The sequence below is a fragment of the Fictibacillus sp. 18YEL24 genome (genome assembly GCF_015903855.1).
In the GTDB taxonomy this organism is placed as follows: Bacteria; Bacillota; Bacilli; order Bacillales; family Fictibacillaceae; genus Fictibacillus; species Fictibacillus phosphorivorans_C.
Window position 1 is genome coordinate 619,986 of sequence record NZ_JACZDT010000001.1, and the last position, 14,915, is coordinate 634,900.

A 14,915-nucleotide genomic window follows, 5' to 3' on the forward strand; every position below is an offset into this window, starting at 1 on the left:
ACAACCTCTCTTAAATTCATATACACATTTCCTTTTCTGTATTATATTGGAACACATTAAGAGGAGGAGAGTTATTATGAAAAAGTTTCTAAGTCTAGTCACACTGTTTGTTTTTTCACTCGTGCTCGTTGCTCCATCGTTTGCCTCGGCAGCTCAAAAGTTGATTCAACCGATCAACAACGCGTATATTACGGCCGGGTTTCTAAATGCTAACTACCAGAAGAAATTTGGTTTCAAACACTATGGATGGGACTTAACATCCTCTAACAGCAGCAGAGCGGTTTGGGCAAGTGGATCTGGAAAAGTCTTAGCTACAGGCTACGATAACGTTTTAGGAAACACCGTCATTGTGAAATATCCTGCAGCATACATTCATTCAACGAAAGCAACGAAAGATCTTGTGTTCCGTTATAATCACTTAGCTTCAATTGCTGTGTCTAAAGGACAAAGTGTTACAAAAGATACGCGATTAGGTAACTATGGAAATACAGGTTTGTATTCAACGGGGCCGCACCTTCACCTTGAAATCGATACAGACACGACTTATTATCAATACTCTCCAACATTAGGGTCAAGTTCTAACATTATAAAAGCGGGTACAGCCAGCACAGTATTATCTCCGAAAAATGTTTTATATACCAAAGTTTCTGCTCCAGATAACCAGAGTATCTATATCATTGGAGACGGCTATCAATCTTCTTCAGAAGATGACCTTCCTTTTAAAAACTAATAACGAAAGAGACAAAGCAACTCTCGCTTTGTCTCTTTTTGTTGTTCACTTCATTATCCCAACTGCCGTTTGAACTTTTTACTAGCAAAGAAGTAAGCAATCACCATAATTCCGATACACCAAACAAGCGCAATCCAGATATCATTTCCAACGGGTCCCTCATACAATAGTGCACGAATGGCGTTTACAATGGAAGTAACGGGTTGATTTTCAGCAAAGATCCGGACAATCTTAGGCATCGTTTCTGTTGGAACGAATGCTGAACTGATAAAGGGTAGGAATACGAGCGGGTACGAATAAGCGGTAGCTCCTTCCATTGAACTTGCTGTTAAGCCTGGAATAACGGCAAGCCATGTTAGTGCTAGTGTAAACAGACTAAGTATCCCCGCTACAGAAAGCCAATCTAGAAGTCCCGCGTTAGAACGAAAACCCATCAGCAAGGCGACTAAAATAACAATCAAGATCGTAAGTGCATTAGAAACAAGTGAGGTTAAAACATGTGCCCACAATACGGATGATCTTTTGATTGGCATGGTTATAAAACGAGCCATTAATCCACTCTTCACATCTGTAAACAGTCGAACAGACGTATAAGCCACGCCTGATGCGATCGCCATCAGCAAAATTCCCGGTAATAAGTAATTCACATAGTTGTCTGTCCCTGTCTCAATGGCACCACCAAATACATAAACAAACAATAACATCATCATAATCGGCGTAATAGCCACTGTTATAATCGTATCCGGACTTCGCATGATATTACGCATTAATCGACCTAATAAAGTTCCTGTTATACTTTTCATTTACACACTCTCCTTTTTACCGATGATGTTGAGGAAAATATCCTCTAGTGATGGTTGCTTCTCAACGTACTCCACTATAGCTTTCGGGAACATCTCTTTCAGTTCTTGCAGCGTGCCGGTCTTAATGATTTTCCCACCATGTAATATCGCGATACGATTCGCGAGTTGCTCGGCTTCTTCCAAGTATTGTGTGGTCAGCAATATGGTCGTGCCACCATTAGCAAGTTCCTTAACGGTATCCCAAACTTCAATACGTGCTTCAGGATCAAGTCCTGTTGTGGGTTCGTCAAGAAAAATGACGTCCGGTGCCCCGATTAGACTCATGGCAATATCTAGCCTTCGTTTCATCCCACCAGAATATTGGTCCGCTCGTTTGTTCGCAGCTTCCGTTAAGCTGAGTCTTGCAAGTAATTGATCTGCTACTTGAGCTGGGTTGTGAATACTTCTTAACTTAGCGATCATCATCAGATTTTCCCGCCCAGTAAGCATTCCATCTATAGCTGCAAACTGCCCTGTTAGACTAATGCTTTGACGAACTCCATCGGGTTGATAATCGACATCGAATCCGCAGATTATCGCCTCCCCTTCATCCGCTTTCATCAACGTAGAAAGAATGTTGACGATCGTTGTCTTTCCCGCTCCATTTGATCCTAACAATGCGAAGATCTCACCCCTCTGCACCTCAAGATCTACTCCTTTTAAAACTTCCTTATCTTTGAAAGACTTTTTCAAGCGTTTTATAGAAATCGCTGTTTGATTCATGTTTTTCCTCCTAATAAATTATGACTTCCACTATTCAGTAACACTGATAATAAGTAATACTTAGTACCGTGCAAAAAAACAACTGAATAGTTCCCATTTCAAGCTATTCAGCCATATATGTTACTCTTTTTCTAATTCCTTCTTAATGCTTTGGTTCAGATCTTCACGATATTTAGCAAAATAGGTTTTAGCGTTTGCTACGAGTTCATCTGCGAAAGATGCCACGTCTTCTCCAGTAATGTCGAGCACGGGTCTTCCTTCAGCTGCTCCTGCTTCAAACAAATCAATTAACTCATATTGGATGTGCAGCATATCCATACCGTTTCCAGATGAAAAGTTCCACATATACGTTTGAATCTTTTTAAATACAAATTGATAATCCTCTGGAAGAGCTTCAACACGAGCCATCATCATTTTGTATTCTTTCTTATCACCGATCATCTTTTTAATCCATTCCAACATATTTCTTTCCTCCTTTTATCCATTCATCATGCTACCGAAACACTTTATGAGTTTATTGTGATTTCAATACATTAATCTTTGAAGAAACGAAATCCCATTTTCTCCAAAATGATTCAAGTTCCTGTCTGCCAGCTTCATTAAGCGTGTAAAACTTTCGAGGTGGTCCCATATCTGATGGCTTCTTGACGATGTCTACTAGTTTCTTCTTTTCCAATCGGACGAGGATTGTGTATACTGTCCCCTCCACTACTTCTGTAAATCCAAGATCGTTTAAGCGGCGTGTAATCTCATAGCCATAGGTCTCATGACGGCTGATAATTTCCAACACGCAGCCTTCAAGTGAACCTTTAAGCATTTCTGTTAAGTTTTCGATGTTAAAAGCCTCCTTATTTCATCTGACCTATAATAAGTATGACTTAGTACCGTTGTAAAAAAAATAGAGTTAAAGTCACGATTGCTATTTAGTATTACTTATTACCTCTACATTGTATGACTGAGTACCAGAAATGTCAACTGTTTTCCAAAAATAAATTTTTACTGTTTATAAAAGACTCGTCTCAGACGAGTCTTCAAATTATGATGAACTTAACAGAGAGCGAAAGTAGCAATATTCTTTCTACCTCTCCTAAACCAAATCAATCTTTACTTCTTTACAAACTGATTATTAGCAAACTCAAAACCTATCGTGAAATCATCTTTCAAAATGAGCGTCGCACTGAACTTTTTCTTTTCTTTCGCTTTTGGTTTAAAACCTTTAATAAGACTTGTTTTCCCTTTCGTACAAAGATCCTTTACCTGTTTTTCGGTAATCGTCTTACCGAGTAATTTCCCTGGAAAAGTTTGTTTGCAGCCATTAACATGTTCCGAGCATCGATAATAAGACCGACTTACGCTGATCTTTCCTTTTTTACACCGTGGACAAGTAGCAATCGGTTTCTGACTCACATTCTTCACTCCATCAATGCTCTGCTGGATAGGTGCAGCATTCAATTGTCCAGGTACTTCTTCAATCAATTTATTGAGAAACTTTGCGATACTTCCTAAGAAAGCTTGAGGTGTCCCATTTCCGTTTCCAATCTTCTTCAAATAGGTTTCCCATTTAGCGGTCATGGATGGACTGGAAAGCAGATTGCCTTCTATGGACTGACACAGAATTTTCCCTTTTTCGGTTATGTGTACAATGTTCCTCTTCACTTCAATGTATTGATGCTTTTTAATGGTTTCAATGATTCCACTTCGCGTTGCCTCAGTACCTAAGCCTTCTACTTCTTTCAAAATTTCCATTTCTTCTTCATTCTCGACCGACTTACCACACGTTTTCATCATCGAGATGAGTTGACCTTCTGTATAAGGTTTCGGAGGGCTAGTCATCCCTTCCTTCATTTTGATAATACTCTTTACTTCTTCCCCTTTTTCAAGTTTAGGAAGAGCTTGTGCTGCGTTTTCATCTTTTTTAGCATTTGGGTTTTCTTTGTCCTTTGATCCATAGTTAAAAAGTTCTTTCCATCCTTTGTTGATCTCTGTTTTTCCTACTGATTCAAAGTCCAAGCCGTTCACACTCGTTGTTACTTTTGTCTCTTCATACACGTAATCATGATGAAACATCGCAAGAGTAGTGTTCAACACTTCAAAATAAATGTTCTTTTCTTCTATCGATAATCCTTGAATCTTCGCACGAGTTGGAACCTGTTTTGTCGGAATGATGGCATAATGTTCTTGAACCTTCGATCCGTCTACATATCTTTTACTAGGACGTTTGGAAGCTGCATCAAACCGATTCTCTATAAGATCTTGATAAGACTCAAGGTTCGCCGATAGATAGGCAAACTCATTTTCGGTAATGTATTGGGTATCTGTTCTCGGATACGATAGGATTTTCTTATCGTACAACTTCTGAACGGTATCCAAAACCTTCTTCGGGCTGTATTTCCATCTTCTGTTCGCTGTTGCCTGCAATGTTGAGAGGGCATGCAACTTTGGAGATTTTATTCGCATTTCCTTTTTTGAAACAGCTTTAATAATACACGTATCTTTGCCGGTAATCCTGTGCTTTTCTAGCAGCTGTTGGACTTCTACTTGTTTTTCACTTTTAATTTTCGCTTTGCCTCTATACTTTCCGTTTGCGGCCGTAAAGTTCCCTTCAATCTCATAAAAAGGTTTCGGCACAAAATTCTCGATCTCGAGGTGCCTCTGGTAGATCAAGTACGTTGTTGGCGACTGCACCCTACCAATGCTTAAGCTATCCGTGAATCCCTTTTGCTGTAAAAGTAACGTATAAAGGCGACTTCCGTTCATGCCAACGAGCCAATCAGAAATCTGACGTGTTTTGGCTTCAGCATAAAGCAATAGATCCTTCTCATTATCATGAAGGTTAGAAAATCCTTTACGAACCTCATCGACTTCTAGAGAGTTAATCCACAGTCGTCTAATGGTTTTGCCTCTCACACCTGTCATATGGTAGATCGAATAAAAGATGTTCGAACCTTCACGATCCACATCACATCCGTTAATGATGATATCCGCTTCTTTAAATAAGCGTTTTACCGCGTTAAACTGTTCATACTTTCCCGTTGCGACCTTGAATTCATAGCGTTCAGGTAAGATTGGTAGAGAAGACAAGCGCCACGTTCCCCACTCTGATTTATATTCTTTAGGTTGTTTCAGTTCAACTAAATGCCCGATTCCCCATGTAATGGTTGCGCCATTTGGAAAGGTGCTGCATGGGTTTAATTCGATAAACGTTTTATCTTTCTTTTTTATTGTAAAGGCATCTGAATAAGCCTTAGCTTGTGATGGTTTTTCTGCTAAAATGACGATTTTACTCATAAGACTTCACCTATTTACTGATAAATTTTACTTCTAGAAAAAGAAAATAAGGGAAGCGATACACCACCCTTACTCTCGTTTCTTATTATGCGAGCTTTCTATGTACGCGTTTATTCGTTGGATCCATGGATGCCCGTTTGGGTACTGAATGGTCAATGAATCTCTTAACCATTCTCTACAATCATCATTTAAAGTAGGTAAGACATTCTCTAAATCCAGAATATCTTTATCCCGTATCACCGAACTTCCACCCTTATATAAAAGCTGAATTTCTGGTTTTATGTATGGGACTCCCTCAGAAGTTTTCAAGATAATATCCGTTAGCTTTCTTTTTATTGTACCATTTCGTTTGTAAATCCAATAATCATTCTCTGAATCTAGGATCATCAAATGAAATACATTCAATGTTCCGTAATGCTCTTATGCATGTTCAACCTTACTTGTTGCAAAGATCCCTGCCAACAAAGTTATCAATCCAATGACAAAGAAAGCAGGTAATAATAACATCATCATACCCACAGCAGCAAACCCATCACCAACTGCTGCACCAACTGGAATAGAAATGAGAAAAGTTAAAAACGGATTAAAACCCACCATAATGTAGGAACCCCAAACGATGAGTTTTCTTTTTGCTGTTTTACCTTTAGTAAGACTTATTGCCAATATTACTAAAACGACTAAAATTCCTGTAGCTATTACAAATGCCAACTTCATCACCCACCTTTTCTTAACTATCAAGATATTCTCTAGGGATGTATGGAAGCTCTTAAGTGATTAAACAAATAAAGCCATCTGGATTAAATCTTGATATCCGCCATCTATTTTTACAGCTCTCGTTTTTCTTCCTTCTTCAATAAAATTCAGTGATTTATATAAGTGTATGGCTCCGTGGTTGTCTTCCATGACTTCTAGACAAACCTTTTCAATCGTTTCATTGTTTCTTGCCCAAGAAATCATTGTTTCTACCAGTGCTCTTCCAACACCGAGATTTCGATATTGGGGTAACACGGTCATCGCAAAAGAACCTTGATGTGCGACTTTTTCTTTGTTTCCGTTTTTAAAATCAATCACCCCTGCAATCTCATTTTCATATTCAGCCACGAGTTTGAGATAATTCGGATTTGTGGAGTAATAGTTCAACTCCCTTTTAATATCTTCAAGACTTAACTTTTCAATGTCTTCCACGGTACTTAGCATATAAGGAGCATCCACCAATGCTTTTGGAGCAGCCATTAACATCCTTTCAGCATCATGTATGGAAGCCTTCCTTATTGTTACTTTTCTTCCACCTTTAGTTTTATAGGTATAACAATGAGTTGATAACATATGAACATCCTTTCCAAATGTTTGGTTTAATTTTCTACTACGATTTCCCCTTCATTCTTTGGAACTTCAAAACCATTAAGATAAGAAGCCAATCGTTCCTCAGAAATGGGAAAAGAATTTGCATCAAAGCGTTTGTTTCGTAACTTTAGGCGCTTTCGTAACTCATCCGGCTGAACCTTTATATAGATCAACATCCATTTGCCTCCAGCTTCTTCAATTAGCTTTTTATATTCGATCCTTCTTAATCGATCCCAAAAGCTAAAATCGATGACCACTTGTTGTTTATTGTGAATGAGCTTAATTAGCCTCTGACGTAATTTATTTTCTGCGTCTCTTCTGTATTCTTCGAATTTTTCCATAGGAAAGTCAATGCCCCAACGACCATGGGTAGCCCATATTTCTTCATCAATTGAGAGACGAACAAAACCATTCTTCTCTAACTGTTGTGAAAAAGTAGTTTTCCCAGAACCGGCTACGCCACACATCATCACGACTAAAGGTGTTATCGCATTCTGTTCATCATAAATGGTATCAAACCTAAATTTATCGAACATCTCCTTATCTCCTCATTGGTTGGACATGAGTATAGGGATTAATTCTAAACTTCAATCGATAATCCCTTCTTCTTCCAATTAACTATAAAAAAAGTGCACTTCTTGAAAAGCGCACTTTTTTCCAAACTTTTATTTTAAAAAACATTCTGTACTTCGAAACAAAGAATAACATTTTAGATTATGCATCTTCCTTAGTCATTCATACTGATGCTTTCCACTCATACAGGAGGTCAGGCAAATTCTCTTCATTCTCATGTCCTCTTCCAATAACCGTAAACCCATTCTTTTCATAAAAACGTTGTGCGTTCTTGTTCACTTCAAATGTGCGTAAAGTTAGCCTTCCGGTAGATTGTTCCTTTGCTCGTTGTAGCAATGTTTTACCAATCCCTAATTGTTGAAAATGATTATGTACATACAGCTGGCTTATTTCTGATTGATGATAAGCGATCATTCCAGCAACCTTTTCATTAACGATCGCTAACTCAACAATAAATTCTTTAATTAAGATGTTCTTCAGGAAATAGATATGACTTTCAAAACTATGTATTTCATTCACGCCGATAGCTTTGAATTTACTGTCGCGCCACATTTTAACGGTTTGTTCCGCGTATTCAGGTATATAAGGAATGATTTTAACGTGTTTATTATCCAATTATCTCTTCCCTTTCAATCAGAAATTCCCATATGTTTTTTCACCGTAATTCCTTGTTTCTTTGCATATTCATTTATCGTTTTTGTAAATGCATGTTTTGATATAGAAAATGCATTATGAATTTCGCGTTTTTTGTTTATCTCAAATTCTTCAAATACCAGAAAGTTATTTAAATCCATTTTCTTAATGATAAACTGGTTGCATTCATACTCGCCACGTCTAATATTACTAGAAAGGATAAAAGACAAGATTCCATCATAATAGTCTTGATCGGAAATTTCTGTTTCCAAAAAAAGTTGAATGATTTCTTTCATACTATCACCTCTGCTCATTTTCTAAATCATTCATTATAGTTTTTCCGTTATCCAATCTATTACGTTTAATGTGCTTTGTTAGCCTTACCTATTTCTCAACCTACGTTTAAAGGGTTATATTTCGAATAGAGCGAATAAGTAACTTTACTAGCTTTATACTAAAGGAGAAAACAATGAAATTCCTTACTTCAATAAAAGAGTTTATTGATCAGAACTATCAAACGCCAAAAGGGCTGGTTGGTACTTATATTGTAGAAAAGATGGTCAGACAACACAAACCTGAAACAGAGTGGACCATAGGTTTATTAGAACTGCAAGATCAAGATCATGTCTTAGAGCTTGGTTGTGGTGCAGGCTATGCGATACAAATGATAACTGATAGATATCTTGTAAAGGAAATTGTCGGTATTGATCTCTCTGCAACCGCAATACGGTCGGCTACCACACGCAACAAAAGGAAAATGAATAATGAGAGAACAAAACTGATTCAAGCGAATTTTAATGATCTTCCGTTTCCTGACAAGATGTTCAACAAAGTGTACAGCATTCAGACGATCTATTTTTGGGATGATATTAATACAATTGTTTCCGAAATTTATAGAGTTCTTATGCCAGGTGGAATGGTCGTTATTACTTTTTCAAATGGTAAGGAAAATGAAACGTGGCAAGGTGTAAAGAATCTCTCAGAAAATCAAGTAATGCCATTCATGATGGAAACTGGCTTTAAGGATGTTTCATTAGTAAGAGGTCCTGATTCTAGGGGTTTTCATACAGTGTCTATCAAAGGAACAAAGAAATGATTTTACTTTAGAGCAAATCTTAATACCAGAGGCTAAGATAATAACTCAGCCTCTGGTATTTTGGATGTGTATTAATATGGATTAAAAACAGGTCTTCTGAGAAATTGAGCGATGAGTTTCATTTTAATAAGTAAAAAATGTGTAACAAGTGCGATTAAGACCCCGTTCAATGCGCCAGCCATTACATCGAATGGATAATGAACCCCCACCCATACCCTTGAAAATGTGATTAAGACAGCGGACAAACACCAGAAATATCTATACCTTAATGTTACCAACATTAACGTTACAGCAATTGATATTGCTGAAGATGCGTGATCACTAGGAAAAGACGAGTTCGCAGCATGCTCTACCAATTGTACGATGGCATGAGTTATAAATGGCCTCTCTCGATAGAGGAACAACTCAAACAGTCGATTCACTGAGTATGATAATGAGAATGCAAACAAGGCTTGAAAGACGATTACCCTATCATTCTTTTTATTTCTCCACCACAGCATAATCAATAATAAAACAAATGCATATTGAACGTATTCGGCAAAGAAAATCATTAAATTATCTATTAGCGGATAGGTTGAAACACGTTCATTAATAAACATAAACCACTTAAAATCTGTATCTAGAATCATATTACCTCCTAATATCTTAACTTTATTTTTTCATGTTACTTAAAGAGGTAGGGTTTTCCAATGATTCTTCTCTAACAGTTTTATGGAATTTATTGTGTAAAACAAAAAAACAGCCTTACAGGCTGCCATTTGTTATTTCTTTTGTGAAGGTGTAGAAATTAATTGAGATATGTAACCATTTAAGTCAAAATCCTTGTTCCCAGCATATTCAGTCAAGTTTACAGTTGTCGTTAGCATTTTAGTTCCTCCTAAAATGAGTTTATTGTTATTAGTAATATTACCAAACTCGTAAACTATTAAACCCATTCTAGTCATTTTTTTATGAATAGCTTAAGGAGATACTTAAAATCCCATCATTAAGTTAATGGACAACTTACAATTTGCGCTCCCGGTTTTGGACGTCTAACTAATTCACCGTTACAATTCATGCAAATATGATTCATTTCCGACGTACATGTTTCGCAGTACGTACATTCATGAACACATATGTATGCATCCGACTGATCATGAAGCTCAACTGAACATTTTTCACATTTCTTTCTCATCTCTAACATAGCTTATAACCCCTTTTTGTTGTAATTACTCACTACATATATTATATTTTTTCCAGAAATGCTTTTACATGGAATAATTACGCTATTTCCAATGATTTTCATTAAAACTCTCGGAAAAAGATGAATTATACCTGAATATTTAAAGTCGAGGAGAAAAAGATGGACGAAATTGATAAAGAGATCCTTTTACACTTGCAGCAAGATGCTCGCACATCAATAACGGCATTAGGAAAGAAAATTGGTCTTTCGAATCCTGCCGTTCATGAACGCGTAAAGAAGCTTGAGGATAAACAAATTATTGAAGGTTATAAGGCGATTATTAATCCTGAAAAAATGAATAAACCGATTATGGCGTTTATTCTGTATGACAATACAAAATGTAAGCCTTTTGTTGAATTCTGCAAAGAACATCCTGATGTGATTGAATGCCACCGTTTAGCTGGACAATATAACTATCTCATTAAAGTAGTCACTCATTCCGTACAATCTCTAGAATGTTTCATAGATGATTCTATGAAATTCGGACAACCTTCTACATTAATGAGACTTTCATCACCCGTATCGGATAAATCTTTAAGTTAAATGTAAGTAAACATCAGAAAAGACCGATCAAATGGTTACCAAACAAACCTTTGATCGGTCTTTTCTTTACCTTAAACTGGTGAAAAATTACGATTTCAATAAGTAACTACAGAAATTACACTACCATCTTAAAGGTAGTTAAAAGAACTCCTATCAAAAATCCACAGATCGCCCCGTTTACCCTAATCCATTGCAGATCTTTCCCAACATTATTCTCAATAATGTTTATGAGTGTCTCATTATCCAGTTTTTCAAGGTTTTCTTTAACCAGTTGTCCAATCTTAGCATGATACTTCTCAACCATGAGTGATAGTTGGTTTTGAATCCAGCCTTCTATTTTCATCATTCTGCCTGCATCTTCTTTAAGCACTTGAATTTGGTTCTTGATCATTGTAATTATATGACGCTTTATCCATTCTTCATCTTGAGCTAGATGAATGAATTTTATCTTCGTTTTTTCGATCAGTGAACTTAACTGATCAGTAGGACTCCATTGTTCTACAATACTATTCTTCCAGTCTCCAAGTTCTGCTATTAGTTCTCTTCTCTCATTCACATTTTTTAACTCACTGTGAATTTTATCAAGAATCGCTGTTCGATATGAATTATTTGGCTCTTGAAGAAGCACGATTCTTTTAAGAAAGAAGGGCTGTAACATGTTTCCTAACTTCTCTGCATTGATCATTTGACTAAAAGATTGAATAGCCATCTTCATGAAGCCGTCTGCCTTCGTATTGTCTAATAATTGTTTAGCAAAGATTCCAATTTTGTTCTTTGTATCTTCTTTTCTTAACCATTTTTCAGTTTCAACTAAAACATAGTCTAATGCTTTTGCATCCAGTTCCCTTTTAAGTACTTCGTTCACCATTTTGTCTAGAACAGGCTCAATATCCACACCATGCAAATAGTCTTTTAACTCTTTTTCTAAAACGGGTGAAAATTTTTCAGGATCAATTTCGTTTATGAGATGAATAACTAAAGACTGTACCCCTTTGTGAAAGGAAGGTGATTCCAACCTTCTCTCTAATTCGAGTACTGCCTTTTCTGATATATTCATATCTTTTATTTTATTTTGGATACTCTCTTTCGTTAACCAATCGTTCTCAAGCATATTAATGATTGCTTTAAGCATCCGATCACGATTTTTAGGAAGTAATGCGGTATGCGGTATTGGAAGCCCAAGGGGATGACGGAAGAGTGCCGTAACGGCAAACCAATCTGCCAAGCCTCCTACTAAACCTGCTTCAAATCCGCCTTGAAGAACTTGGCCAGCAATAGAATCCTGAAAGGGAAAGGTGGCAAGAAAACCTCCACCCATGATTCCTAATGATATTTTCGCATAATATTTAGATTTGTTATCTTTCATTTTCAATTGTACATCCCTCAGATTTTACAAGTTATTATGATTACTATTATAAATCATGTGTATTCAAAAATAAAAACGTTAAACTATTCTAAAGTTCGAGATTCTGTATGTTTTGAAGTGCTCTAGGTGGAGGACCTTGATAAACTCTTTCGTACACTTGAGCAGCACATTCTTCTGATGTGAGTAATGAGGTATCTACTTCTAAATCATACAGACCAGGTTCATGAACAAGCTGCTGCCAAAGTGCTACAGGTGTTGGAACCTTGCCATCAGGTGTATAACCCTTTTTCCAACTCTCAATCCGACGCTTCATCACCGAGTCAATCGGACAGCGAACACCGATCAACCATGTTGGCGTACCGTTAAGAATTTGTGCCGCTTGATTAAGAAATTTACGCTTTACAGAGTACCCATCATGATGCCCTATATCCACAACAACATTCAAGCCTTCAAGACTGAATGCTACAATAGATTTGTACATGGCAAGGTACAGTTTCTGAATGAGGGGCTCTAAATCTGGCCGCTCCCCACCTGGCCTTAAGCCTATGCTTGGTTGAAACTTCTCTGGTGTCATATCCATGATTCGATCCACCCCGATATTCATCCATACTCCTTCAAAATTGTTTTGAATGACAGAGGCGATGCTGGATTTCCCTGATCGGGGTGTACCATTTAGGATTATAACTTTCCCCTGCAAATCTGTTTGACCCATACAAAATCTCCCTTTTTTAGCTCTTTTTAAAACAATGTTGTTAGAGATTGATAATTTAATTTATCCTGTTGAAGTTTCATTAAACTTTTATCAAGGTGTTGAAGAATTAAGTTTTTTAATTTTTCCTTTTCTCCGTTTTCAATGTAAAGAATCATCTGCTCGTGCTCAAGAATGTCGAGTTCTTCGTTATTAGATTTTCCATTAAAAACATCATAAAGAACCATGTAGATGGTAATCTGACTCAAAATCTTTTTCATAAATTCAATTAAATAGCTGTTGCCACTAGCATTCGCTAAAACAAGATGAAACTCATTATTTTTCTCTTGGTAAGGGACGATCTTACGTTCCTGATAAGCCATCTTCATTTCATTAAGAAGTTGTTTAAGTTGTTTGATTTCATCCGCAGCAAGATGAGTGAACCCTTTTTGAATCGCCATTTCCTCTAGTGATTTTCTCATTTCAAAGGCTTGAACCATCTCTTCAATCGTCGGCTGAACGATGAATGCACCTTTATTCGGAATAACATTAACCAATCCTTCTGATTCCAACTTCATAATTGCACTTCGAATTGGCGTCCTGCTCGCATTGACTTTCTCTGCGATCGCATTTTCAAATAGTTGGTTCCCTGGAGCAATTTGTCTATTTAAGATTGCATTTTTTATTAAATGATAAACTCTTTGTTCAACTGTTTCTTTACGCATTTTTAATTACCTGCCTAACCGTCCTTTTCCCTTATTCTAACATAGATGATTATCGAACGAACAAAATTGTAGAACAATCTTGTTCGAATTAATTCAGTATGATATATTATCCTAGGTATTCAGGTTGAACGGAGTGATAATATGAACCACACAGGAAAAGAAATTACATTAATTATTATAGGATCCCTATTCTTTGCTCTAGGGGTAAATTGGTTTGCCATCCCAAATGAATTAGGTGAAGGCGGCGTTACCGGTATTTCGATGACCCTGTATTATGTATTAGGATGGTCACCGGGACTTACAAACTTTATCATGAACGGTTTCCTTTTAGCTATCGGGTATAAAGTGTTAAACAAACGAGTAACGTGGTATACGATGATTGCTATCTTCTTTACTTCCCTTTTCATTCATTTAACTGAAGGTATGGGAAATTCAGTAGATATTATGCTCGGAACGGTCTTTGCAGGTGTATTTATCGGTATCGGTTTAGGGCTCGTTTTACGATCAGGTGGTACAACTGGCGGCTCTACCATTATTGCTCGAATGTTGAATCAGCATTTTGGCTGGGGTGTTAGTACGACAATGTTTGTTTTTGATATTCTGGTCGTTATTGGTTCCGCGTTTGTTATTGGGATCGAAAATACGATGTACACTGGAATATCCATATATATTAGTACGAAGATTTTGGATTACTTGATCGATGGCTTCGATACAAGAAAAGCTGTCACTATCATTTCTGATAGCACAGACGAAATCGCTAAAAAAGTAAGTGATGAGATGGATCGCGGGGTTACCATTATTAATGCAAGAGGTCATTATTCAAATGAAGCTAAAGACATCCTTTACGTTGTAATCAATAAACAAGAGCTATTTCTGTTAAAGAAAATGATCCAACGCGTAGATGAAAAAGCGTTTGTTGTGGTCCATGATGTAAGAGATGTGTTTGGAGAAGGATTTACATTTCCTAAAACGTAAGATGCACTCATATAAGTTTACAAAACGACCTATTCAATTTATTTGAATCGGTCGTTTTATTTTTAAATAGTTCTCTTTCGATTTCCCTACATTCTCTTTCTTAAATCAAAAAACAGGCACAAAAGAGCAAAAACAAGAAAAAAACAGAAAAAAATCTTGCAAAAAGC

At 36.9% G+C, this 14,915-nt stretch carries 20 protein-coding genes; 4 read left to right on the top strand and 16 right to left on the bottom strand.

Annotated features, from left to right (window positions below; all coding sequences use genetic code 11):
• Window positions 1–76: 76 nt before the first annotated feature.
• Window positions 77–730, top strand: a complete 654-nt coding sequence (locus HU823_RS03205; protein ID WP_197221138.1) for a M23 family metallopeptidase — start codon at window positions 77–79, stop codon at window positions 728–730.
• A 53-nt stretch (window positions 731–783) separates the two neighbouring features.
• Here HU823_RS03205 and HU823_RS03210 read toward each other — a convergent pair whose 3' ends face one another.
• The 11 genes from HU823_RS03210 to HU823_RS03260 form a co-directional block, all read right to left on the bottom strand.
• The gene (locus HU823_RS03210) at window positions 784–1,533 is read right to left on the bottom strand and encodes an ABC transporter permease (RefSeq protein WP_197221139.1); all 750 of its coding nucleotides are present in this window, start codon (window positions 1,531–1,533) and stop codon (window positions 784–786) included.
• Window positions 1,534–2,295, bottom strand: coding sequence for an ABC transporter ATP-binding protein (locus tag HU823_RS03215; protein WP_197221140.1), 762 nt, complete (start codon window positions 2,293–2,295; stop codon window positions 1,534–1,536).
• 120 nt (window positions 2,296–2,415) lie between these two features.
• Window positions 2,416–2,757 (bottom strand): DUF1048 domain-containing protein, encoded by a 342-nt coding sequence (locus HU823_RS03220; protein ID WP_197221141.1) that lies wholly within the window; start codon window positions 2,755–2,757, stop codon window positions 2,416–2,418.
• Window positions 2,758–2,809: 52 nt separating this feature from the next.
• Window positions 2,810–3,130 carry a PadR family transcriptional regulator gene (locus HU823_RS03225; protein WP_137789129.1) on the bottom strand — a complete coding sequence of 107 codons (321 nt, stop codon included), beginning with the start codon at window positions 3,128–3,130 and terminating at the stop codon, window positions 2,810–2,812.
• A 269-nt stretch (window positions 3,131–3,399) separates the two neighbouring features.
• On the bottom strand, window positions 3,400–5,583 hold the full coding sequence (gene topB, locus HU823_RS03230; RefSeq protein ID WP_197221142.1) for a type IA DNA topoisomerase: 2,184 nt from the start codon (window positions 5,581–5,583) through the stop codon (window positions 3,400–3,402).
• A 69-nt stretch (window positions 5,584–5,652) separates the two neighbouring features.
• Window positions 5,653–5,823, bottom strand: coding sequence for a hypothetical protein (locus HU823_RS03235; protein ID WP_197221143.1), 171 nt, complete (start codon window positions 5,821–5,823; stop codon window positions 5,653–5,655).
• A 180-nt stretch (window positions 5,824–6,003) separates the two neighbouring features.
• Window positions 6,004–6,291, bottom strand: coding sequence for a hypothetical protein (locus HU823_RS03240; RefSeq protein ID WP_197221144.1), 288 nt, complete (start codon window positions 6,289–6,291; stop codon window positions 6,004–6,006).
• Window positions 6,292–6,357: 66 nt separating this feature from the next.
• Entirely contained in the window at window positions 6,358–6,822 is a 465-nt protein-coding gene (locus HU823_RS03245) for a GNAT family N-acetyltransferase (protein ID WP_370630036.1), read from the bottom strand.
• Window positions 6,823–6,935: 113 nt separating this feature from the next.
• Window positions 6,936–7,463 carry an AAA family ATPase gene (locus HU823_RS03250; RefSeq protein ID WP_197221146.1) on the bottom strand — a complete coding sequence of 176 codons (528 nt, stop codon included), beginning with the start codon at window positions 7,461–7,463 and terminating at the stop codon, window positions 6,936–6,938.
• 199 nt (window positions 7,464–7,662) lie between these two features.
• Window positions 7,663–8,115 (bottom strand): GNAT family N-acetyltransferase, encoded by a 453-nt coding sequence (locus HU823_RS03255; protein WP_231607250.1) that lies wholly within the window; start codon window positions 8,113–8,115, stop codon window positions 7,663–7,665.
• A gap of 14 nt (window positions 8,116–8,129) precedes the next feature.
• A complete protein-coding gene (locus HU823_RS03260; protein WP_144699519.1) occupies window positions 8,130–8,429 on the bottom strand; it encodes a hypothetical protein in 300 nt (99 codons plus the stop codon).
• 173 nt (window positions 8,430–8,602) lie between these two features.
• Here HU823_RS03260 and HU823_RS03265 point away from each other — a divergent pair, with 173 nt between their 5' ends.
• Complete coding sequence (locus tag HU823_RS03265; RefSeq protein WP_197221147.1) at window positions 8,603–9,229, top strand: class I SAM-dependent methyltransferase; 627 nt, start codon at window positions 8,603–8,605, stop codon at window positions 9,227–9,229.
• 71 nt (window positions 9,230–9,300) lie between these two features.
• Here HU823_RS03265 and HU823_RS03270 read toward each other — a convergent pair whose 3' ends face one another.
• Window positions 9,301–9,858 (bottom strand): undecaprenyl-diphosphatase, encoded by a 558-nt coding sequence (locus HU823_RS03270; protein WP_197221148.1) that lies wholly within the window; start codon window positions 9,856–9,858, stop codon window positions 9,301–9,303.
• Between the two features lie 356 nt (window positions 9,859–10,214).
• Window positions 10,215–10,412 (bottom strand): DUF1272 domain-containing protein, encoded by a 198-nt coding sequence (locus HU823_RS03275; RefSeq protein WP_197221149.1) that lies wholly within the window; start codon window positions 10,410–10,412, stop codon window positions 10,215–10,217.
• A gap of 159 nt (window positions 10,413–10,571) precedes the next feature.
• Between HU823_RS03275 and HU823_RS03280 the strand changes: the two genes are divergently transcribed.
• Window positions 10,572–10,994 (top strand): Lrp/AsnC family transcriptional regulator, encoded by a 423-nt coding sequence (locus HU823_RS03280; protein ID WP_144699511.1) that lies wholly within the window; start codon window positions 10,572–10,574, stop codon window positions 10,992–10,994.
• A gap of 115 nt (window positions 10,995–11,109) precedes the next feature.
• Here the strand turns inward: HU823_RS03280 and HU823_RS03285 are convergent, their stop codons facing one another.
• From HU823_RS03285 to HU823_RS03295, 3 genes are all read right to left on the bottom strand, one after another.
• Window positions 11,110–12,360, bottom strand: coding sequence for a DUF445 domain-containing protein (locus HU823_RS03285; protein WP_197221150.1), 1,251 nt, complete (start codon window positions 12,358–12,360; stop codon window positions 11,110–11,112).
• A gap of 88 nt (window positions 12,361–12,448) precedes the next feature.
• Window positions 12,449–13,072, bottom strand: coding sequence for a chloramphenicol phosphotransferase CPT family protein (locus HU823_RS03290; protein WP_197221151.1), 624 nt, complete (start codon window positions 13,070–13,072; stop codon window positions 12,449–12,451).
• 26 nt (window positions 13,073–13,098) lie between these two features.
• Window positions 13,099–13,773 carry a GntR family transcriptional regulator gene (locus HU823_RS03295; RefSeq protein WP_197221152.1) on the bottom strand — a complete coding sequence of 225 codons (675 nt, stop codon included), beginning with the start codon at window positions 13,771–13,773 and terminating at the stop codon, window positions 13,099–13,101.
• Between the two features lie 141 nt (window positions 13,774–13,914).
• Here HU823_RS03295 and HU823_RS03300 point away from each other — a divergent pair, with 141 nt between their 5' ends.
• Window positions 13,915–14,748, top strand: a complete 834-nt coding sequence (locus HU823_RS03300; protein ID WP_137789114.1) for a YitT family protein — start codon at window positions 13,915–13,917, stop codon at window positions 14,746–14,748.
• Window positions 14,749–14,915 lie beyond the last annotated feature (167 nt).